At 59.1% G+C, this 20,822-nt stretch carries 18 protein-coding genes and 1 tRNA gene; 6 read left to right on the top strand and 13 right to left on the bottom strand.

The window, feature by feature from the left end; all coding sequences use genetic code 11:
* Positions 1–261: 261 nt before the first annotated feature.
* The 4 genes from IBX59_RS08175 to IBX59_RS08190 all read right to left on the bottom strand — a co-directional run bounded on the left by IBX59_RS08175 (position 262) and on the right by IBX59_RS08190 (position 3,533).
* Positions 262–336: transfer RNA gene (locus IBX59_RS08175), tRNA-Gln, on the bottom strand.
* A 179-nt stretch (positions 337–515) separates the two neighbouring features.
* Complete coding sequence (gene kdsA / locus IBX59_RS08180; RefSeq protein WP_296374420.1) at positions 516–1,349, bottom strand: 3-deoxy-8-phosphooctulonate synthase; 834 nt, start codon at positions 1,347–1,349, stop codon at positions 516–518.
* The gene (locus IBX59_RS08185; RefSeq protein WP_296374317.1) at positions 1,349–2,896 is read right to left on the bottom strand and encodes a capsule biosynthesis protein; all 1,548 of its coding nucleotides are present in this window, start codon (positions 2,894–2,896) and stop codon (positions 1,349–1,351) included. Before IBX59_RS08185 ends, kdsA begins: the two co-directional genes overlap by 1 nt.
* Positions 2,874–3,533 carry an ABC transporter ATP-binding protein gene (locus IBX59_RS08190; protein ID WP_296374319.1) on the bottom strand — a complete coding sequence of 220 codons (660 nt, stop codon included), beginning with the start codon at positions 3,531–3,533 and terminating at the stop codon, positions 2,874–2,876. The genes IBX59_RS08185 and IBX59_RS08190 overlap by 23 nt, the downstream gene beginning before the upstream one ends.
* Positions 3,534–3,727: 194 nt before the next feature.
* Between IBX59_RS08190 and IBX59_RS08195 the strand changes: the two genes are divergently transcribed.
* From IBX59_RS08195 to IBX59_RS08205, 3 genes are all read left to right on the top strand, one after another.
* The gene (locus IBX59_RS08195) at positions 3,728–4,309 is read left to right on the top strand and encodes a uracil-DNA glycosylase family protein (protein ID WP_296374323.1); all 582 of its coding nucleotides are present in this window, start codon (positions 3,728–3,730) and stop codon (positions 4,307–4,309) included.
* The gene (locus tag IBX59_RS08200; protein ID WP_296374325.1) at positions 4,306–5,082 is read left to right on the top strand and encodes an SseB family protein; all 777 of its coding nucleotides are present in this window, start codon (positions 4,306–4,308) and stop codon (positions 5,080–5,082) included. Before IBX59_RS08195 ends, IBX59_RS08200 begins: the two co-directional genes overlap by 4 nt.
* Positions 5,083–5,167: 85 nt before the next feature.
* Complete coding sequence (locus tag IBX59_RS08205) at positions 5,168–6,340, top strand: GGDEF domain-containing protein (RefSeq protein WP_296374327.1); 1,173 nt, start codon at positions 5,168–5,170, stop codon at positions 6,338–6,340.
* A gap of 110 nt (positions 6,341–6,450) precedes the next feature.
* Here IBX59_RS08205 and IBX59_RS08210 read toward each other — a convergent pair whose 3' ends face one another.
* The 8 genes from IBX59_RS08210 to IBX59_RS08245 form a co-directional block, all read right to left on the bottom strand.
* A complete protein-coding gene (locus IBX59_RS08210; RefSeq protein ID WP_296374329.1) occupies positions 6,451–7,383 on the bottom strand; it encodes a glyoxylate/hydroxypyruvate reductase A in 933 nt (310 codons plus the stop codon).
* Positions 7,383–8,522 (bottom strand): rod shape-determining protein RodA, encoded by a 1,140-nt coding sequence (gene rodA, locus IBX59_RS08215; protein ID WP_296374331.1) that lies wholly within the window; start codon positions 8,520–8,522, stop codon positions 7,383–7,385. Before rodA ends, IBX59_RS08210 begins: the two co-directional genes overlap by 1 nt.
* Entirely contained in the window at positions 8,519–10,459 is a 1,941-nt protein-coding gene (gene mrdA / locus IBX59_RS08220) for a penicillin-binding protein 2 (protein WP_296374333.1), read from the bottom strand. Before mrdA ends, rodA begins: the two co-directional genes overlap by 4 nt.
* The gene (locus tag IBX59_RS08225; RefSeq protein ID WP_296374336.1) at positions 10,456–10,995 is read right to left on the bottom strand and encodes a rod shape-determining protein MreD; all 540 of its coding nucleotides are present in this window, start codon (positions 10,993–10,995) and stop codon (positions 10,456–10,458) included. The genes mrdA and IBX59_RS08225 overlap by 4 nt, the downstream gene beginning before the upstream one ends.
* Positions 10,988–11,896 carry a rod shape-determining protein MreC gene (mreC, locus tag IBX59_RS08230; protein ID WP_296374338.1) on the bottom strand — a complete coding sequence of 303 codons (909 nt, stop codon included), beginning with the start codon at positions 11,894–11,896 and terminating at the stop codon, positions 10,988–10,990. The genes IBX59_RS08225 and mreC overlap by 8 nt, the downstream gene beginning before the upstream one ends.
* A gap of 14 nt (positions 11,897–11,910) precedes the next feature.
* Positions 11,911–12,948, bottom strand: coding sequence for a rod shape-determining protein (locus IBX59_RS08235; RefSeq protein WP_296374340.1), 1,038 nt, complete (start codon positions 12,946–12,948; stop codon positions 11,911–11,913).
* A gap of 307 nt (positions 12,949–13,255) precedes the next feature.
* The gene (locus IBX59_RS08240; protein ID WP_296374342.1) at positions 13,256–14,815 is read right to left on the bottom strand and encodes a 2-isopropylmalate synthase; all 1,560 of its coding nucleotides are present in this window, start codon (positions 14,813–14,815) and stop codon (positions 13,256–13,258) included.
* Between the two features lie 219 nt (positions 14,816–15,034).
* The gene (locus IBX59_RS08245; RefSeq protein WP_296374344.1) at positions 15,035–15,742 is read right to left on the bottom strand and encodes an arylesterase; all 708 of its coding nucleotides are present in this window, start codon (positions 15,740–15,742) and stop codon (positions 15,035–15,037) included.
* Here IBX59_RS08245 and IBX59_RS08250 point away from each other — a divergent pair.
* From IBX59_RS08250 to IBX59_RS08260, 3 genes are read left to right on the top strand one after another with little or no spacing between them, the layout of a single operon-like run.
* Positions 15,741–16,433, top strand: coding sequence for an ABC transporter ATP-binding protein (locus IBX59_RS08250; protein ID WP_296374347.1), 693 nt, complete (start codon positions 15,741–15,743; stop codon positions 16,431–16,433). The genes IBX59_RS08245 and IBX59_RS08250 overlap by 2 nt on opposite strands.
* Positions 16,430–18,946 carry an FtsX-like permease family protein gene (locus IBX59_RS08255; RefSeq protein WP_296374349.1) on the top strand — a complete coding sequence of 839 codons (2,517 nt, stop codon included), beginning with the start codon at positions 16,430–16,432 and terminating at the stop codon, positions 18,944–18,946. The genes IBX59_RS08250 and IBX59_RS08255 overlap by 4 nt, the downstream gene beginning before the upstream one ends.
* On the top strand, positions 18,943–19,491 hold the full coding sequence (locus tag IBX59_RS08260; RefSeq protein ID WP_296374350.1) for a gamma-glutamylcyclotransferase family protein: 549 nt from the start codon (positions 18,943–18,945) through the stop codon (positions 19,489–19,491). Before IBX59_RS08255 ends, IBX59_RS08260 begins: the two co-directional genes overlap by 4 nt.
* On the opposite strand, the gene gltX is transcribed toward IBX59_RS08260, so the two are convergent.
* Positions 19,488–20,813: a glutamate--tRNA ligase gene (gene gltX, locus IBX59_RS08265; RefSeq protein WP_296374352.1), complete on the bottom strand. Its 1,326-nt coding sequence runs from the start codon at positions 20,811–20,813 to the stop codon at positions 19,488–19,490. The genes IBX59_RS08260 and gltX overlap by 4 nt on opposite strands.
* Positions 20,814–20,822 lie beyond the last annotated feature (9 nt).

Consider the following 20,822-nt stretch of genomic DNA (forward strand, 5'->3'; position numbering starts at 1 on the left):
GTCCCGCGGTATCGATCGAAGAAATCAGAGTTCAATCGCTTCCGATCCAGCAGTCAACGATAAGCTACGACCACAACAGTTCTGCCTGTCTTGATCATTGGAATCACTGCCAAGGCAGTTACTTTGTGAAAAGCATGAAACTGGCTGGGCTCAGGCGCCAAAGGCGTCTAACTTTGTGCCATGAATGACACACACCCGTTTGTAACACTTTGCTCTAGCCGCAAGCACGTAAGCCATTGAAAAGTAACAGTTAAGGTTAGCTGGCTGGGATGGTAGGATTCGAACCTACGGTACACTGTACCAAAAACAGTTGCCTTACCACTTGGCTACATCCCATCAGCGTGAGGCTGGATACTGCGAAGGCGTGGCCGGTTCAAGCCCCGTTTGCACAAAAATATGCTATTCATTCGGTATATTTGTCTGGTCAGGGTTTTGCGTAAACCAGCATCACCAATGCTGGCGACATCCGGAACGTTCGTGCTGCTGACAGGGCCCCCAAAAGGCCCCATCCGTTGTCACACCCGCAGCGGGTCGGCTTTTGCCAAGGCGTCAAACGCCATCAGACTGCGCACCAAGGCACCCATTTGGCCCAGTGGAATCATGTTTGGCCCGTCAGATGGCGCCGTGTCGGGGTTTTCGTGTGTTTCGATAAACACCGCAGCGATTCCCAGTGATACCGCTGCCCGGGCCATGACAGGCGCAAATTCGCGCTGCCCACCAGATGACCCGCCCTGTCCGCCGGGTTGCTGGACCGAATGTGTGGCATCCATCACGACCGGATAGCCGGTGCGCGCCATGATTGGCAGCGACCGCATATCAGCCACCAGTGTATTATAACCAAAGGACGCGCCGCGTTCGGTTAAAAGGATCCGCCGGTTGCCGGTGCTTTCGATCTTTGCCACCACATTGGGCATATCCCAAGGTGCCAGAAACTGCCCTTTTTTCACGTTGATCACCGCGCCAGTTTCGCCAGCCGCCAGCAACAGGTCTGTCTGGCGGCACAGGAACGCCGGTATCTGCATCACATCACAGACCGATGCGACGGTTGCGCAATGTTCAGGCGCGTGAATATCCGTCAGCACCGGGCAACCAATGGTATCTTTTACCGCTTGCATGACGCGTAGCCCTGCATCCATGCCCAGCCCGCGCTTGCCGCCCAGTGACGTGCGGTTGGCCTTGTCGTAGCTGCCTTTGAAAACAAACTGCGCGCCGGCCGCAGCACAGTTTTCGGCCATCTGGCCCGCGATCATTTGGGCGTGATCCACGCTTTCCAACTGGCATGGGCCTGCAATGACGAGCAGAGGGCGGTCATTGCTGACGGTTAGTGCGCCGATTTGAACATCGTGCATCATGCGCTGACCTGTTCACGCAGGATCGATGCGGTAAGTGAAATCATGAGATAAATCCCTGAAAAGATGAGAAAGGCCAGAACAGTGTTTTCAAAGGCCCGTGGATAGGTCGCCTCGTCCGGGGCGATGGGTTTGACGCTTTGGGACAGATAGCGGACCTGACGGTTGGCTTCAATCTGGGCGGCCTCCATCTGGGTCAGGGCCTGTTGCACAATCAGCGTCTGAAAGGTGTAGTTTTCCTCGGCAGCGCGCAGTTCGGTGTTGCGCGATGCCTGTGATGCGTCGCCGGTATCACTGGCCGATGTCATATCGCTGCGCAGTGCGGCGATCAACCTGTCGATGTTGGCAATTTGGTCGCGCAGCGCCTGCACTTGCACTTCGCTTGGGCGTTCGACGTTCAGGCGCGATTGCAACACCAGTTCCAGTCGCTGGCGTTCGCTTTCCTGGCGTGCGATCTGCTGGGTGCGGGCGGCTGTTTCGCCCGCTGGGTCAATCTGCTGCACCTGTTCCTGAATCGCCAGCCATTGTGCAAGTGCTGCGGCACGGCGCGCCTCTGCTGCTTCGTAACTTTGGCGTGCACCTTGCATTTGATCGGCGCGCAAACGGCTGGTCAATTGATCAACCTGTTCTTCGGCATAGCTGATCAATGCTTCGGAAAATTCCTGACTTTTGGCGGGGTCAGCGGCGACAACTTCCATCCGCAGGATGCCTTCGGTGGGGTCATAGCTGATGCGCACCTGCTTGCTGTAAACCTTGAAGGCAGCCTCATTTGTGGCGTTTTCAGGCAGGCGCTGGATCTGATCAATCATGGGGTCGCTGAAATGCGCTTTGAAGCCGTGGTCATGGTCCAGCCGCAGCATCGCCTCGCGCGAGGCAAGATAGGATTGCACCGCGATGCTGTCTTGCTGGGTCGCCATTGATGTGCCCTGAAACAGCCCACCCAACCCTGCGGCACCTGCGCTGTCAGCCTGTTGGATCACTATTTCGGAATTGGTGGCATACATCGGGGTCGCCATCGTAAAGAAATACCACCCCACAATGAAGGTTGGCAAAAAGACAAAGAACGACAGGCGCGTCATCAACAACGCCAGCTTGCGGCGGCGGCGGCTGGCGATATGACGTTGTATCTGCATGATTTCTGCAGTGCGCCTGTCGGCGGCCGTGTTGCGATCGGCGGTTGGCAGATGTATTCCGCCGCGCGGCAAGCTGTCCGGCAGTTGCGACTGTTCGGGCTGGCCGTTCGCCTGTGATGCAACAGGCGCGATCAGGTCCAGCACAGAAGAGCGCTGAAACGGATCAATGCCCGCCTGCCGTAACTGACGCACTGCATCAAAGTCAGACTCGACCGCAAGCCCGCGTTTTTGCGCAACCCGGCGCGCCAGACGCAGTTGGCGGCCAGTCAGCCCTTCCTTGCTGATGGAATCAAGAACAGCGGTGGTATCGGGATCGTTGACCATCGGCGCGTGCGTCGGGCCGTTGTCTGCCGCCACATCATGCGCACCGCCCCGCCGGATGCGAAATTTGTCAACCTTGGATTTGGTAGTCATAAACCGCCTTTGCCTCTTCCAGGGTGTCAAATATATGTAACTGCCCGTTTTTCAATACGGCCGCCGACCGGGCGAACCGTTCCAGCGTGGCTGGTTGATGCGATACAATGATCACTGTCGTTTTCTCAAGCCGTTCGCGCAGAATTTCGCCCGCCTTGCGATTGAATTCCGCATCGGTGGCGTTTGGCATGCCCTCGTCGATCAGGTATATGTCAAAATCGAGAGCGAGCATCAGCGCAAAGTTAAGCCGTTGTTTCATGCCTTGCGAATAGGTGCCGACGGGCATGTCGAAATATTCCTCAAGCCCGCAAAGCCATCGGCAAAATGCTTCAACATAGTCAGGATCCAGCCCGTAAAGCCGCGCGATATAGCGACTGTTTTCCATGGCAGTGTGCCGGTTGACCACGCCCCCCATAAAACCAAGCGGAAACGAAATACGGCATCCGCGCGTGATCTGGCCTTCATCCGGTCGTTCCAGCCCTGCCATCATATTGATCAGCGTCGTTTTGCCGGTGCCATTCGGGGCCAGAATCCCCAGTGAATGGCCCAGTTCCACACGAAATGACACGCGATCAAGGATCACCTTGCGCTGCGTCCCCGTCCAAAAAGTTTTGCTGACCTGCGCGAATTCCAGCATTGTTGCCCTTTGTTTGGTCCCCGGGTGCATAACATTGGTCGTATGCGAAACGGGTTAAGTTTGTGATATGACATGCGCGGTATTGCTAGTTTAGCGCAAAAATACGGTATTATTATAGTATGAATCGCTGAATTCCTGTGACGAAACAGGTCAGCGGGGCTTTCGTTTTATCTGTCCGTCGTTAACCTGTGCGGATGACACTGCAATCACGTATTTCGGACTGCCGTTTGTGCAGCGCGCGCTTTGCCGCAACAGCGACGGGCCACCAGCCGCGGCCTGTGGTCTGGTTTGCGGGAAAACCCCGTCTTTTGATTGTCGGTCAGGCCCCGGGGATGCGCGTGCATGCAGCAGGCAAGCCATTTTGGGACCGTTCCGGCGATCGTTTGCGCGATTGGCTGGGGTTGGACGCAGATGCCTTTTACAGGCGCGAACAGGTGGCGATTGTGCCGATGGCCTTTTGCTTTCCGGGTTACAACAAGGCCGGGTCGGACCTGCCGCCGCCAAGAATTTGTAGCCAGACATGGCATGATCAGGTGATGGACATGCTGGGTGACGTGCCACTGACCGTGCTGGTTGGCGGTTACGCCCATCGTTGGCGTCTGGGTGGCGCAGGCACCGTCACCGAGACAGTGCGCGGCTGGCGCGACCATGCACCGCGTGTCTTTCCCTTGCCGCATCCGTCGTGGCGTAATACCGGATGGCTCAAGAAACATTCGTGGTTTGCGGCAGACCTGCTGCCTGCACTGCAGACCCGTATAAAGGACGTGTTGCAATGACCGATCTGGACCAAGCCCATGCCGCCATGCAGGCTGCGCCTGATGACGACGCCGCGCGCTTGCGGTTTTACGAACGTTTGGCGGATAGCGAATTGTTCATGCTGCTGGGAGAAGAGGCGCGCGATGATCAGGTTTCGCCCGAATTGTTCGAAATCGAAGATCAGCAATTTGCCCTTGTGTTTGATCGAGAGGAAAGGCTGTCGCAATTCGTGGGCCGCGCCGCGCCTTATGCCGGGATGCCGGGGCGGGCATTGGTGCAAATGCTGGCCGGGCAGGGGATTGGGCTTGCTCTGAACCCAGAGATCGCGCCATCTGCCATGCTGATCCCGGCAGAGGCGGTGGATTGGCTGGTCGCCACATTGTCAAACGCCCCCGATGAAAAAGAGGCGCGCCTGTCCCAGCTTGCCCCCCCCAAGGGTCTGCCAGAGGCGGTGATCACCGGGCTGGACCGGAAGCTGGCGATTGCGTCAGGGCTGGCGCGCTTTGCTTATTTGGCGGCAGCCATTTATGATGATGGCACACGTGGGCATGTGTTGGCCTTTGTCGATGCAGTTTCGGGGGCAGAACGGGCGTTGGCCAATGCTGCCAGCGAAGCCCTGACATTTTCCGGAATCGAAGCTGGCGTGATGGATGTGATGTTTGTGCGGGCGTCTGACCCGCTGGCGGCGCATCTGGCGCGGGTCGGTTTGCGGTTTGACCTGCCAGAAGCCGTTGCGCCGCAAACGCCGGGCGCACCGGGCATGGACCCGGCAAAACCACCGCGGCTACGCTGAACACGACATTTTCCAGTGGGCTGTTAAGTGGCCTTTTAGACCTTCGTGTTAATTTTGTCCGATGCAGGCAACACACAGGCCCCAAATGGACGGTGGTGAAATCAATCGTGACGTCGACATTGGCATCGTGGTTGCGATTGCCAGTATTGTTGTGGTCTTTTCACTGGTCTTGCTCTTGGTCGAACAGCGGCATGACCGGATGCAGGGGCATCAGGCTGCCGCAAAAGAACTGGTTTTGACGCATGTATTTTTGCTGATCGCCACCGCAACCCTGGCATTTGGTGCGATGCTGGATTTCTGGCTGGCGGCGACTTTGGTCATTGCTGGCGCACTTGGCGGCATCTTGACGGCATACCTGGCCGCATTGACCGTTTTGGACGTGCCCTACCGCTGGCCAATCTGGGCGCTGCTATGGTGCGGGTTGACGGCAGCGCAATGCGTTGTGGCAGTGGTTTTGGTTAACCCACTTGCCCTGTTTTTGACAAGTTCACTGATCAACGGTACCATCTGCGTGGGTCTGGCGCGACGATTATGGCAGCAGGCTGATACGCTTGATATGAACAGTCGGGTTTTGCTGACTTTGCCATTTGTTGCTGTGGCGCTGGCGTATCTGGTGCGCCTAGGGATGGTAGCCGCTGGCGCATCGGCGACGGCGTTGGTGCAGGCGGGGGTAACAATTGCCTATGTCCTGGCATTTTCGGCAGTTCTGTGGGTTTTCGCAATGATGTCGATCCGTGCGCACCGCCTGAACCAAAGCCTTGACCAGATGGCGCGGCTTGATCCACTGACGGGTCTGGAAAATCGCTATGCGTTGGCCGAATTTTCGCGCAGATGGGCTGATGACCAGCGTTTGTTGTTGGATCGGAAAATCATCTGCGCCTGTATCGATCTGGATTATTTCAAACAGATCAATGACACCCACGGCCATGCGGCCGGTGATTACGTGTTGCAGGAAATCGGGCAGCGGCTGCGGATCATGCCCGATGATACGCATGGCCAGATTTTTCGTATCGGGGGCGATGAATTTGTGCTTTGGCAGGAAGTGCGACCTGACATTTCCGGCAAAGACCATTTGCAAGATGTATTGTGCCGCTTGCGCCAGCCGATCCAATGGGGGGATATCCCGCTGGTTGCCGGGGCCAGCATTGGATTTAGCGAAGCATCCCAACCGTCCCCGGTAGAGGAGTTGATGCGCCGCGCAGATGCGGCGCTATATCGCGCAAAGGCTGATGGTCGTGGCGTGATTGCGGGTGAATAATCTTTTATGGCCCCGGCGCCCTAAGGGGAATGGTGCGCTGACTTGCCCGTCGGAAATAGCGGCCGGGCCTGCGCTGCGTGGCATCTCACTGGATCTTGACCTGCCGGGGGTCAATATCCCAGTTTTCGATCCACGAGATGCAGAAACGGCTGCCCCTGTTCGCCGCGCACAATGTTCTTGGCGATAACCCGTGCAGCTGTTTCTGGCCGCGTGGTTGACGCGATATGTGGTGTCACAGTCACGTGTGGATGCGCCCAATAGGCGTGATCTTTCGGGAGCGGTTCGGTGCGAAAGACATCCAGCGTCGCATGCTGGACCTGCCCGCTGTCCAGTGCGGCCAGCAGTGCCGCATCGTCAATCAACGGGCCGCGACCGGGGTTGATCACAAAGGCCCCCCGTGCCAGCAAGCCCAGCGTTTCAGCATTGAGCAGATTTTCTGTTTCGGGGGTTTGTGGCAGCAACAGGATGACGATCTGTGCGTCGCGCAGCGCAGCGGCCAATCCGTCATCCCCATGCAGACAATGGATGTTTTGCACTGATTTTGGTGATCTGCTCCACCCTGTGACAGGAAAACCCAGCAGATGCAGCATTTGACCACAGGCCTGCCCCAGCGCACCAAGCCCCATAATTGTAACTGGGCGATCACTGGCCAGAGGCGGGTAACTGCTGTTGCGCCACGCGCCGTCTTGCCCGTGAATATGCGTATCCATTCCCAGATGATGCCGCAGGCTGTGGCCTGTCACCCATTCGACCATGCCGCGCGTCAGTCCGTCATCCACCATCCGCGCCAGCGGTTGGGTTAATGTGGCATTGTCCACCACTGTCTCAACGCCGGCCCAAAGGCTCATCACGGCCTTGGTGGTGGTAAAAGGGCGAAAGTCTGTCACCGGGCCGTTCGGTGCAAAAACGATGTAATCGACTGTCTCGGGCGGGTGATCCTGCGACAGGTTCACATCAAGCCCAGCATCCGCAAAGGCAGTCCGCAATGGCGTTTCATAGTCGGCCCAATTTTGGGGCTGGGCGGAAAAAAGAACATTGATCATTAGCGTGGCCTGTGAACATGGGCGCTTTGGACAAGCCCGAAGGCCACCAGCAAGACCAGCATCGCTGATCCGCCATAGCTGACCAAGGGAAGCGGCACACCGACCACGGGTGCCAGTCCAGTGACCATCGCCATATTGACCGCGAAAAACAGGAAGAATGTCACGGCGATTCCCAACGTTAAAAGTGATGCAAACCTGTCGCGGTTGTTGATGGCCGACACGACGCAAAACACCACGATCAGCAGATAAAGCACAAGCAGCGTTATCGCGCCGACGAAACCGAATTCTTCGGCCAAAGTTGTAAAAATGAAATCGGTATGTTTTTCGGGCAGGAAATTCAACCGGCTTTGGGTGCCTTGCATGAACCCCCGTCCTGTCCAGCCGCCCGACCCCAGCGCGATCTTGGCTTGCGTGATGTGATACCCCGCGCCAAGCGGGTCGTTTGAGGGGTCAAGAAAGGTATCGATCCGGCGATACTGATATTCCTTAAGCAGCTGCCAATCTGTCCCCCGGCTTTGCATGACGGCGACAATCGCCCCGATGCCACCGGCGATGACGGTTGCAAAATAGGCCCAGTGCACACCCGCCAGAAACATGATAGCCCCGCCCCCTGCCAAAAGCAGTATGGCCGTGCCAAGATCGGGTTGCATTATAACCAAGGCGGTCGGCGTCAGGATAAACAAAACCGGCAGCAGCACCCACAGCGGGCGCGAGACACGATCATTTGGCAACCAATCGTAATAGGCGGCCAGGAACATCACCAGCGTGATCTTCGTCAGCTCTGATGGCTGCAGCCGCATGAAACCAAGATCAATCCAACGTTGCGCCCCCATCCCGACAGAGCCGAAAAATTCAACCGCGACGAGTAATAAAAGCGAAATACCAAAGGCGACGCCCGCCATATTGCGCCAGAACCAGATCGGCACCATCCCGATCCCCACCATCAGGACCATCCCGGCGGCAAAGCGTTTCATCTGTGGTTCCATCCATGGTGTTGCAGAGCCTCCGGCGACTGAATAGAGCATCAGAAATCCGGCAGAGGCGACAGCCGTCAGCAGCAGGATCACAGGCCAGTTCAGGTAGAACAACTTGCGAAATCCGGTTGGAACGAATTTGGTGTTATAGGCAAGATAGGTCATGCGCGGCCCAGTCCCTTGGACCCGGGGGGGATGCGGGCATTGATCCGTTCTTGCTGCGCCGCGATCCGCTCGCGCACGGCGGCCGGGTAGGCATCCAGCGGCGGTGGGCCGCCATATAAGGCTTGCAGCATGATATCGCGGGCGATCGGAGCCGCGGCTGCTGATCCGCCACCGCCATGTTCCACCACCACCGACAACGCATAGCGCGGTTTGTCAAAGGGCGCAAAACTGACAAAAAGCGCGTGGTCGCGCCGTTCCCATGGCAGGTCTTCGTTGCGCGTGACACCGGCGGCGCGTTCTTCAGGGGTAATCCGCCGAACCTGACTTGTGCCGGTCTTGCCCGCCATCTTGTATTCTTCTTTCAGGATCCGCGACCCATAGGCCGTTCCGCGCCGGTCATTGCACACGTCATCCATCGACGCCCTGATCCGGCGCATCAGATTTTCGTTCAGCCCAAGGCTTTCGCCCATCCCGCTGGGCTGTGCCACCCCGTCGATCAGCCGTACCAGCCGGGGCGTGATTTCGCGACCCGTGGCGATGCGGGCCGTCATGACCGCCAGTTGCAAAGGCGAAGTCAGCACGTAGCCTTGCCCGATCGAAGCATTGACAGTATCGCCGATCCGCCAGTTTTCGCCGCGCACGGAGGATTTCCAGTTGCGGTCGGGGGCTAGCCCTTCGGCGACGGCAGACAAGGGCAGATCATGGCGCACCCCAAGCCCGAACTTGCGTGACATTGCGGCCATCTTGTCGATGCCGACGCGCTGGGCGATCTCGTAATAATAACAGTCGCAGCTTTGTTTCAGGCTTTCGTGCAGGTTGATGTTGCCATGCCCGCCACGTTTCCAACAGTGAAACCTAATACCTGATACATCGGTGTAACCGGGGCAATAGACTGTGTCTTCCGGGCTGATTACGCCATCTTCCAACGCGGCGAGAGCTGTCATCATTTTGAAGGTCGAACCGGGCGGGTAGGTGCCTTGTACGGCCTTGGCAGCCAGCGGGCGGTATTTGTTCTGGTTCAAGTCGGTCCAGTCGCGCACAGAGATGCCACGCACAAAAAGGTTCGGGTCAAACGCCGGGGCAGATGCGATCGCGCGCAGGTCGCCATGTTCCAGATCAATCAAGACAGCGGCGGCACTTTCTCCGTCCAGCCGCGCCTGCACATAGCTTTGCAACCGGGAGTCGATTGTCAGTTGCACATCCTTGCCGGGGATTCCTTCCTGCCGGTCAAGTTCGCGCATCACACGGCCGACGGCGTTCACTTCGATCCGGCGGGTGCCCGCGCTGCCGCGCAGGGCGTGTTCAAGCTTGTTTTCAGCGCCGTTTTTGCCGATCTGGAACTTGGGGATCTGTAACAGCGGGTCTTGATCATCGATCCGGCTCAGGTCGTAATCGCTGACCGGGCCGACATAGCCCACCACATGCGCCACATCCGCCCCCCAAGGGTAAACCCGGCTTAGCCCCACTTCGGCAGAGATGCCGGGCAGGGCGGGGGTGTTCAGGTTAATGCGCGCCACATCTTCCCACGATAGCCGTTCCGCGATCGTTACCGGCACAAAGGGCGAACGACGCTGCATTTCTTCCATCGCGCGGGTCAGGTCTGCCGGATCGATATCAACGATCTCTGTCAACCTCGCCAGCACCTCGCCGACGTCGCCTGCATCTTCGCGCACCATAACAACACGGTAATTCTGTTCGTTTTCGGCAATCGCAATGCCGTTACGGTCAAAGATCACCCCACGGGCAGGGGGCAACAGGCGCATGTTGATCCGGTTTTCTTCGGCCAAAAGTCGGTATTGGTCAGCCTGTTCCACCTGCATGGACCGCAGACGCAGCCCCAGTGCGCCAACGATACCCATCTGCGCGGCCCCGATGACCAATGCCCGGCGGCTGATCATGCGCGAACTTTCGATAATGTCCTTTGCCGTCCGTTTCACAATCTGTGCCCTTTCCCATCAACCGCCCCGGGGGCAAGCCGACGCACGCCCAGCAGGCTGTGATTGACAAAAACGACCAGTGGATAAATGGCGATCGTCAGCACCATCTGGCTTAGCGTCAACCCTAGCGGCGCCTGTGGTGTCATCACAATTGCCAGCACGACCCTGTTGGCCAGCGTGATGGCGACAATCCCAAACGCGATTGTGCCCCATTCCAGCAGCAGGGGCATATTGCGGAATTCGCGTGAACGCCGCCGCAGCGTTTCGCTCAGGATCACGACCAGCGCCGCCCAAAGCCCTGGCGGCCGCTGGAACAAAAGGTCGGCCAACAGAAAAATCCCAGCGACCACCGCCACCGGCAGACAGTCTGGCCTGCGTGCCACCCATGCCAAGGTAAAAGCCAAAAGCAGATCCGGCGCGGCCCAGCGGGGCGGGCGCATATCAAGCGGGACCAGCTGCATGATAATGATCAAAAAGGCCAAGGCCAAAAATATCAGCCGCTTGGCCCAGGTCGATGCCGATACCGCCTCAGCCATCGGCAAGCTCCAACGCGTTCAGGGGAACAGGACCGATGAAACCAGTATTCGGGGTCAGCAACCCGCCTGGGTCGGTAATCTCTTCATGGGGTGGGGCGCGGAGAACGCGCAGGAATTCCAGACGTTGATAATCGGCCGCCAAGCGCACCCTGAGCCGCTGATCCACCCCAAGAGCGACCTGACCCACCAGCAAATCCGCCGGAAAAACACCCCCGTCACCTGACGAAACAACGCGGTCTCCGGGGCGGATCGAATCTGTATTTTCCAGAAAATCCAGTGGCGGGGTCAGCGTATTGTCGCCCGCAAGAATGGCCTTTTGCCCAGATGGCTGGATCGTGACGGGGATACGGCTGGACGTGTCGGTCAGCAGCATCACACGGCTCGTGCTTTTACCCACCCCTGCAATCCGGCCAACAAGCCCGATGCCGTCCATTGTCGGCCAGCCATCGACGATCCCGTCGCGTGTGCCGACATTGACCAAAACAGATTGCCGAAAGGGTGATCCGCTGTCGGTAATCACCACCCCCGTGACATAGGTCAGTTGCGGATTGAGGCTGACATTGTTCAACCCCAAAAGTTTGGCGTTTTCCTGTTCAAGCTGCAAAGCTGCTTCTTTCCACGCTTTCATCTGCTGCAATTCGCGGCGCAAATCCTGATTTTGCGCTGCCAACTGGCTGTAGCTTTGAAAATCACTGACCAGATTGGCCATGCCTGTGACCGGGCGCATCGCCCATTCAAAGGAAGGCACAACCTTGTCGATGGCGGCGGCCCGAAACTGTTCGACGCGGGGGTTGTCGATCCGCCAGATCACGAACACACCAAACAGCACAAGCACCAGCAACCCAACCAGCAATCTGCGGATCGGGCCGATAAAGTCTTCGCTGTTTGCGTCGCGTGCCAAGGCGCTCCTCGGTTTTAACTGTCGTAGTCTATCACATGCCGCAGCTGCTTTTCATATTCCAGTGCGCGTCCCGTGCCCAAGGCAACACAATTGAGTGACTCGTCCGCCACCGAAATGGCCAGGCCGGTCTGTTCGCGCAATGCCAGATCAAGCTGACCCAGCAAGGCGCCACCGCCTGTCAGCATCACGCCCCGGTCCACAATGTCGGCGGCCAAATCGGGCGGCGTGGCCTCAAGTGCTGTCATCACGGCTTCGCAGATTTGCTGAACGGGTTCGGCCAACGCCTCGGCCACTTGGGCCTGATTGATTTCGGTTTCCTTTGGCACACCATTCAGCAGGTCACGGCCCCGGATATGCATCGACTGGCCGCGGCCATCGTCGGGCATGCGGGCGGTGCCGATAGATGTTTTGATCCGCTCTGCGGTACTTTCCCCGATCAGCAGGTTATGTTGGCGGCGCAGGTAGTTGATGATTGCCTCATCCATACGGTCGCCGCCGACGCGGACGGAGCGTGCATAAACGATGTCGCCAAGGCTCAGAACCGCGACTTCGGTCGTGCCCCCGCCGATATCCACAACCATGTTACCGGTTGGATCGGTGATCGGCATGCCGGCCCCGATGGCGGCTGCGATAGGTTCGGCAATAAGCCCCGCCCGACGTGCGCCGGCAGACAGGACCGACTGGCGGATCGCCCGTTTTTCAACCGGCGTAGCGCCATGCGGGACGCAGACGATGATTTTGGGTTTCGAAAAAGTGGACCGCCGATGCACCTTGCGGATGAAATGTTTGATCATTTCTTCGGCCACATCAAAATCTGCGATGACACCGTCGCGCATTGGCCGGATCGCCTCGATACTGCCCGGGGTGCGGCCCAGCATGAGTTTGGCGTCTTCGCCAACGGCCAGAACTTTTTTGACGCCATCCTTGATATGGTATGCGACCACGGATGGTTCCGACAGAACGATGCCACGGCCTTTCACGTAGACCAGCGTGTTCGCCGTACCCAAATCAATCGCCATGTCAGATGAAAATAAACCGCCTAAGCCGAACATGCCGTGGCCTTCCCGTGTGATAGAGTGAATGGCCGCCGTGTCCCGCGATTGCAGCCTTAGGGCGTTATAAACGGTGCTGCCTGTGGATAGAAGCCCTTGATTTCAAGCTTGCGGCGGCAATTTGCCAGTTTAAAATTTGCAATTTTATTAGGTGTTAAATGCAAGAAATTATCAATTTAATTGTCTTATTATGATATTTTCAACAAAGGAGGCTCTTATACACCACGGCAAGCACCCTGGCAGAAAAACAAAAAAGGGCGACCTGGTCACCCGGATCGCCCTTCAGACTGCTGACTGAGTCTGTTGTTCAGCTGTCTTTGTAGCTGACGCCCTTGACGTCATAGCCGGGCGCAGATTTTTCGCGGCGCACCAGCAGCCGGTTCAGCGCGTTGATATAGGCCTTGGCGCTGGCGACGACGGTATCAGTATCGGCGGACTGGCCGGTGGCGATGCGGCCTTCCTCCTCCATTCGGACGGAAACAGTGGCCTGCGCATCGGTCCCTTCGGTCACGGCGTTGACCTGATAAAGTTGCAAGCGCGCGCCATGGGGAAACAGCGCCTTGACCGCGTTGAACGTCGCATCAACAGGGCCGTCGCCCGTGGCCGATGTCTTGACATCGGCACCGTCGATTTCCAGCACCATGTCGGCCTGCTGCGGCCCTTCGGTGCCACAGACAACCCGCAACGATTTCAGCTTCAGCCGGTCCTCGGCGCCGTCGTTCTGCTGCATCAAGGCCAGCAGATCGTCGTCAAACACTTCCTTTTTCCGGTCAGCCAGTTCCTTGAACCTGACGAACACATCCTGCAACTGGTTGTCGGCCAGATCATCGTAACCCAAGGCCCCCAGTTTCGCCCGCAGCGCGGCCCGACCCGAATGTTTGCCCAAGGGCAGCGACGTGCCTGCAAGGCCCACATCGACTGGGCGCATGATTTCGAACGTGTCGGCGTTTTTCAACATGCCGTCCTGATGGATGCCGCTTTCATGGGCAAAGGCGTTTTTGCCCACGATCGCCTTGTTGAACTGCACCGGAAAACCCGAAACAGTCGCCACACGGCGCGAGATATGCATGATTTTTGTGGTGTCGATGCGGGTCTCATACGGCATGATGTCGCCGCGGACTTTCAGTGCCATCACCACCTCTTCCAAGGCGGTGTTGCCCGCGCGTTCGCCCAGCCCGTTGATCGTGCATTCAATCTGGCGCGCCCCGCCTGCGACAGCGGCAAGGCTGTTGGCGGTCGCCATGCCCAGATCGTTGTGGCAATGGGTGGCGAAAATCACACCATCCGCACCGGGCACCCGGTTGATCAACATGCGGATCAATTCCGCGCTTTCGACCGGGGCGGTGTAACCCACGGTGTCAGGAATGTTGATCGTCGTCGCCCCTGCCTTGATCGCGATTTCGACGGTGCGGCAGAGGTAATCCTCTTCCGTGCGGGTGGCATCCATAGGCGACCATTGCACGTTGTCGCATAGGTTGCGGGCATGGGTCACCGTGTCGTGGATGCGTTCGGCCATTTCATCCATGTTCAGGTTCGGGATCGCACGGTGCTGCGGCGAGGTGCCGATAAAGGTATGGATGCGCGGGGATTTTGCGGCCTTCACGGCCTCCCAGCAGCGGTCGATATCTTTGTAGTTGGCGCGCGCCAGTCCGCAAATCGTGGCGTCCCTGGACCGCAGCGCAATTTCGCTGACAGCGCGAAAATCACCCTCTGATGCGATGGGAAAACCGGCTTCGATGATATCTACGCCCATTTCGTCCAGCAGTTCGGCGATTTCCAGCTTTTCGGCATGGGTCATGGTGGCACCGGGCGATTGTTCGCCGTCGCGCAATGTGGTGTCGAAAATCAACACTTTTTCTTTGGTCATTTTGGTATTCCTTTTGTCCTTAGCGTGTCACGGCGCTGCACCAGTCCGAGCGTCCGCGCCGAAAGGCACGCTCAGACGTGGCTAAGGAGTAGGATGTCGCGCGAAAACAGCCCAATCGGGGCCAGGTCGGTGATATGTGCGCTGATCATCATGACTGCTGTTATACTCTGGAATTTTCTATTGAAAAGTTCAAATTGTATGTGCCGGTCACAATTTTGATCACTGCGCAAACGTGGCGTCAGGGGGGCGGGTTGCGTCAATCAGATCAAGGATCAAAGGCCCGATATCGGCCACAATCGTGGCGACGCCTTGCGCGTTCGGGTGTATGCCGTCCGCCTGCATATAGGGGGCGATCCCGTCCTGACTGCCGGCCGCAGCGCGCAACCCGTCAAAGAAATCAGGATAAAGCGGCAGGTCATACTGCGCCGCAAGATCGGTATAGATCCCGTCAAACGCTGTCTTGTAGGCGGGGCCGTAATTACCCCCTGCCTCTATCCCGACCAGCAACATCCGCACCCCAGCGGCATCACCAGCGGCAAGGATGGCATCAAGGTTGGCGCGGCTGACCGCCGGGTCAATGCCGCGCAAATAGTCGTTGCCGCCAAGCGCCACGATCATCGCGTCCACCTCTGGCGTCAGGGTCCAGTCAACGCGGCTGCGCCCGCCTGCGGTTGTGTCCCCTGAAACGCCTGCGTTCACCAAGGTCACGTTGGCACCCTGTTCCTGCAACCAGCGTTGCAGTTGCGCCACAAAGCCGTCACCCTGCGGCAGCCCGTAACCTGCTGTCAGACTGTCACCCATGGCGGCAATCGTGACGGTTTCGGCCTGTGCGGCACCACTTGCCAGCAAAACTGCCACCGTCAGGTTGCGCAGGGCGCAAACTGCCCCATATCCAAATGAAATGACCCGATCAAAGGCCGCCCGCATGACCGACCCTGTTTTGAAAATCTCAGACGCCAACCTGTCGCTGGATGGTAACGCTGGCCGCGTGGACATCTTGCACGACATCACGCTTAGCGTGGCGGCAGGGGAAACATTGGGCCTTGTGGGGCCAAGTGGGTCGGGCAAATCATCGCTCCTTATGTTGATGGGCGGGCTGGAACAGGCGTCATCGGGGCAGATCATGGCACTGGGTCAGGATCTGACCGCGATGAACGAAGACCAGTTGGCCCGCTTTCGCAGGGATAATATGGGGGTGGTGTTCCAGTCTTTCCACCTGATCCCGACAATGACTGCATTGGAAAACGTCGCAACCCCGCTGGAACTGGCCGGCGCGCGTGATGCCTTTGCCCGCGCCGAGGCGGAATTGCGCAGCGTCGGCCTGGCCGACAGGATGAACCATTACCCCGGCCAGATGTCGGGCGGCGAACAGCAGCGGGTCGCGCTGGCGCGCGCATCGGCCCCGCGGCCGCGTATTCTGCTGGCGGATGAACCAACCGGAAACCTTGATGAAACCAACGGGCAGGCGATCATTGATCTGCTGTTCGATCTGCGCGACCGGCACGGTGCCACACTGATCATGGTGACCCATTCGCACGAACTGGCCAGCCGCTGCGACCGCGTGGTGCGCTTGCGCGACGGACGGATAGAAGACGCCATGGCAAAGGCTGCCGAATGATCCTGCCTGTTCCGTTCCGTCTGGCCGGGCGTGAATTGCGCGGTGGTTTGCGCGGGTTCCGCGTGTTTCTGGCCTGCCTTGCGCTGGGCGTGGCGGCCATTGCCGCAGTCGGCACCGTGCGATCCAGCATCGAGGCGGGTCTGAAACGCGATGGTGCGGCCTTGTTGGGCGGCGATGCAGAGGTGGATTTCACTTATCGTTTCGCCCGCGAGGCAGAGCTGGCGTGGATGCAATCTATCGCTGATCAGGTGTCTGAAACGGTCGATTTCCGGTCGATGATCGTGGTGGACCGGGGCGATGATGCCGAACGCGCGCTGACGCAGGTGCGCGCGGTTGACGCGGCCTATCCGCTGATCGGCGCGGTCACGCTGAGCCCCGATATGCCGCTTGATGTCGCTTTGGCTGATTATGGTGGCGTGATGGAACGGGTGCTGGCCGATAGGTTGGGTTTGGCGCCGGGGGATCAGTTCAGCCTTGGCACGCAGGCCTTTACCCTGCGCGCCGTGCTTGAGCGTTACCCAGATAATGCGGCGGGTGGTTTCGGCCTTGGCCCCCGCACGATCGTGCTGACAGATGCGCTGGCTGACAGTGGGCTGATCGCCGAAGGCACGCTGTTTTCCACGCACTACCGGCTTGACCTTCCCCCCGGCGCTGATTTGCAGGCGCTGGAGGATGCCGCCAAGACACGGTTTCGCGACAGCGGTCTGCGTTGGCGCGACGCGCGGCGCGGCGCTGGCGGGGCCGAAATGTTCGTGGACCGGATCGGGGCATTTCTGATCCTTGTCGGGCTGTCGGGCCTTGCTGTGGGCGGGGTCGGTGTTTCCGCTGCGGTGCGCGCTTATCTGGCGGGCAAGACCGGCGTGATCGCTACGCTGAAAACGCTGGGTGCGACACGGGCCACGATTTTCCAGACCTATTTTATCCAGATTGCGGCGCTGACGCTGCTTGGGGTGCTGCTGGGGCTGGTCATCGGGGCCGGTCTGCCGCTTGCCTTTGCCACTGTCATCACCGCAAGCCTGCCAATTCCCGCCGTTTTCGCGATCTACCCCGCGCCGTTGATCGAGGCTGCGGTTTACGGCGTGCTGGCCGCGCTGATCTTTACGCTCTGGCCCTTGGCCAAGACCGAAGATATCCGCGCCGCCACCCTGTTTCGTGATGCATTCGCGTCATCCAGCGCGCTGCCTGCGACGCGATACCTGGTCATTATTGCTGTCTTGCTGGCGGTGCTGCTGGCGGCGGCGATCTGGTTTTCCGGCACCGTCTTTCTGACACTTTGGACGGCGGGGGGTATCATAGGCGCGCTGGCCATTCTTGTCGTCGCTGCGCTGATGATCCGCTGGGTCGCACGGCGGTTCCGCCAACCAGCTCGGGGGTGGCCTGTGCTGCGGCTGGCGCTGGGGGCCATTGGGGCGCGTGGCGGCGAAAGCACCTCGGTCGTGTTGTCGCTGGGGCTGGGGCTTGCCGTGCTAGCGGCTGTCGGCCAGATCGACGGCAACCTGCGCCAGTCGTTGGCGGGCGATCTGCCCGACGTGGCACCCAGCTATTTCTTTGTCGATATCCAGCCGGACCAGATCGACGGTTTTCGGGAACGGCTGGCCGATGACCCTGCCGTGTCACGCGTGGACAGCGCCCCGATGCTGCGCGGCATCATCACGCGGATAAACGGCCAAGCGGCCGAAGAATTTGCAGATGGCCATTGGGTCGTGCGTGGTGATCGCGGCGTGACCTATGCTGATGCACAACCAACCGGCACGGAGGTGATGGCGGGCGAATGGTGGCCCGAAGGCTATGATGGCGCGCCGCAAATCAGCTTTGCCGCTGAGGAAGCCGCCGAGATCGGGTTGCAACTGGGCGATACGATGACCGTCAACATCCTTGGCCGCGACATCACCGGCACTGTGACCAGCTTTCGCAATGTCAGTTGGCAGGACGCCGGAATCGGCTTTGTGCTGGCGCTGAATCAGGCTGCGCTGGCCGGTGCCCCGCATAGCTGGATTTCCACCGTCTATGCCGAAGAACAGGCCGAGGCCGCGATTTTACGGGATGTGGCCACCGCCTATCCCAACATCACGGCCATTCGTATTCGTGATGCGATTGATCAGGTGGTTCAGCTGATCGGCGGGATTTCGGCAGCCACCCGATACGGCGCGCTGATCACCCTGTTGACCGGCTTTTTGGTGCTGATCGGGGCCGCAGCGGCCGGTGAACGGTCGCGCACTTTCGAAGCGGCGGTGCTGAAAACCCTTGGTGCAAGCCGCGCCCGTATTCTGGCGAGCTTTGCGCTGCGCGCGGCGCTGTTGGGCTTTGCTGCTGGAATTGTGGCGTTGGGCGCGGGGATACTGGGCGGTTGGGCGGTATCCACCTTTGTCATGAATGGTGATTATACGGTGATATGGGGCAATGCCTTGGCGATTATCGTGGGGGGCGTGCTGGCGTCGCTTTTGGCGGGGCTGGCGTTTGCGTGGCGGCCCTTGGCGGCGAAACCGGCACAGGTGTTGCGGGCGCGCGAATGAGTGATCCGGCGTTTTTCGGCTATGGCAGTCTGGTCAATCTGGCCACCCATGTTTACGCAGATCCGCGCCCGGCGCGCTTGCAGGGCTGGCGGCGGGTCTGGCGGCACACCCGCCTGCGCGAAGTGGCGTTTTTGTCTGTTGAACCTGACCCCGCCAGCGTGATCTACGGTGTTGTCGCGCGTGTGCCCGGTGCCGACTGGCTGGCGCTGGACGCCCGTGAAGCCGCCTATGTCCGGCACGATGTCAGCCGTGCGGTGTTGCATGATGGCCCCAATGCGCCCACGGCGGTCTATCAGGTCAGCCCGCACCACGTTTCGGCATCCGGCGGTGATCATCCAATCCTGCGCAGCTATCTTGATGTGGTCGTGCAGGGGTATTTGCGGATGTATGGGGCGCAAGGCGTGGCGCATTTTTTCGCCACGACCGCAGGCTGGGACACGCGGGTTCACGATGACCGGTCAAACCCCGTCTACCCGCGCCACCAAAAGTTGACGCAGGCTGAAACGGCGCTTGTCGATCACCATCTGGCGCAGGTAAACGTTTAGCCCAAGCTTGGTTTTTTCTGCAAAAGCTGCATGACATCGGCCATTTCCGGGCCGCGTTGCATGCCTGTCACGGCCTTGCGCAGCGGCATGAACAGCGCCTTGCCCTTGCGCCCGGTTTCGTCCTTGACCGCAGTGGTCCAGTTCGCCCAAGTGTCGGTGGTATAGGGCGGATTATCCAGCAGACCAAAGGCTTTTTCCACAAAGTCGCGGTCTTCATCTGCGACCAACGGTGTGCCCCCGTCACGGAACAACGCCCACCAAGGGGCCACATCATCCAGTTTTTCAATATTTTCGCGCACGACACGCCAGAACAGCGGGGCCAGTGCATCGGGCACGCCTGCCGTGCGGATCGTATCGGCCACGTCGGTGTGATCCAGTGTTGCCAGATAGCGCGCAGTGAGCGGGATCAGGTCGGCGGCATCGAATTTTGTCGGGGCGGCACCAAATTTAGACACATCGAAATTCGCTACAATCGCATCAATATTGGCGCGCAGTTCCACCGGGTCAGATGACCCCAGCCGCGCCATCAGCGACAGCACCGCCTGCGGCGCGACGCCCTGACGGCGCAGATCACGCAGCGCCAACGTGCCAAGCCGTTTCGACAGTGCCTCGCCCTGTGGGCCGGTCAGCAGTGAATGGTGGGCAAAACGCGGCACAGCGCCACCCAGCGCCTGAATGATCTGGATTTGCGTGGCGGTGTTGGTCACATGGTCGGACCCGCGCACGATATCGGTGATCGCCATTTCCACATCATCAACCGGCGACGCAAAGGTATAAAGGATCTGCCCGTCGCCCTTGATCAGCACCGGGTCGCTGACAGATGCCGCATCAATGGAAATGTCGCCAATGATCCCGTCATGCCATTCGATGCGTTCCAGATCCAGCTTGAACCGCCAGTGCCCCTGTCGTCCTTCGGCGCGATAGGTCTCTTTCTGCGCCTCGGTCAGATCAAGCGCCGCGCGGTCATAGACCGGCGGCTTGCCCATGTTCAGCTGTTTCTTGCGCTTGAGGTCCAGTTCGGTCGGCGTTTCGAAACATTCATAAAGGCGGCCCATGTCGGTCAGGCGCTGCTTGGCCAGTGCATAACGATCCAAGCGCAAGGATTGGCGTTCTATCCGGTCCCATTTGATGCCCAGCCATGTCAGGTCTTCTTTCACGCCTTCAACGTATTCTTCTTTCGACCGTTCCGCATCGGTGTCGTCGATCCGCAGAATGAATGTGCCGCCGTTCTGGCGCGCGATGGCATAGTTGAACAAGGCAGCGCGCAGGTTGCCGATATGGATCCAGCCGGTCGGTGATGGGGCAAATCTGGTGATGGTCATGGGGTATCT

It is taken from the genome of Yoonia sp., from assembly GCF_014859355.1.
Lineage (GTDB): Bacteria > Pseudomonadota > Alphaproteobacteria > Rhodobacterales > Rhodobacteraceae > Yoonia.

Coding starts and splice junctions, on each gene's coding strand:
- IBX59_RS08210 (WP_296374329.1), bottom strand. CDS start 7,383: ATGATCAATGTTCTTTTTTCCGCCCAGCCCCAAAATTGGGCCGACTAT.
- IBX59_RS08225 (WP_296374336.1), bottom strand. CDS start 10,995: ATGGCTGAGGCGGTATCGGCATCGACCTGGGCCAAGCGGCTGATATTT.
- IBX59_RS08185 (WP_296374317.1), bottom strand. CDS start 2,896: ATGACTACCAAATCCAAGGTTGACAAATTTCGCATCCGGCGGGGCGGT.
- IBX59_RS08245 (WP_296374344.1), bottom strand. CDS start 15,742: ATGCGGGCGGCCTTTGATCGGGTCATTTCATTTGGATATGGGGCAGTT.
- IBX59_RS08195 (WP_296374323.1), top strand. CDS start 3,728: ATGACACTGCAATCACGTATTTCGGACTGCCGTTTGTGCAGCGCGCGC.
- IBX59_RS08235 (WP_296374340.1), bottom strand. CDS start 12,948: ATGTTCGGCTTAGGCGGTTTATTTTCATCTGACATGGCGATTGATTTG.
- gltX (WP_296374352.1), bottom strand. CDS start 20,813: ATGACCATCACCAGATTTGCCCCATCACCGACCGGCTGGATCCATATC.
- kdsA (WP_296374420.1), bottom strand. CDS start 1,349: ATGCACGATGTTCAAATCGGCGCACTAACCGTCAGCAATGACCGCCCT.
- rodA (WP_296374331.1), bottom strand. CDS start 8,522: ATGACCTATCTTGCCTATAACACCAAATTCGTTCCAACCGGATTTCGC.
- IBX59_RS08205 (WP_296374327.1), top strand. CDS start 5,168: ATGGACGGTGGTGAAATCAATCGTGACGTCGACATTGGCATCGTGGTT.
- IBX59_RS08255 (WP_296374349.1), top strand. CDS start 16,430: ATGATCCTGCCTGTTCCGTTCCGTCTGGCCGGGCGTGAATTGCGCGGT.
- IBX59_RS08250 (WP_296374347.1), top strand. CDS start 15,741: ATGACCGACCCTGTTTTGAAAATCTCAGACGCCAACCTGTCGCTGGAT.
- IBX59_RS08240 (WP_296374342.1), bottom strand. CDS start 14,815: ATGACCAAAGAAAAAGTGTTGATTTTCGACACCACATTGCGCGACGGC.
- IBX59_RS08190 (WP_296374319.1), bottom strand. CDS start 3,533: ATGCTGGAATTCGCGCAGGTCAGCAAAACTTTTTGGACGGGGACGCAG.
- IBX59_RS08260 (WP_296374350.1), top strand. CDS start 18,943: ATGAGTGATCCGGCGTTTTTCGGCTATGGCAGTCTGGTCAATCTGGCC.
- IBX59_RS08200 (WP_296374325.1), top strand. CDS start 4,306: ATGACCGATCTGGACCAAGCCCATGCCGCCATGCAGGCTGCGCCTGAT.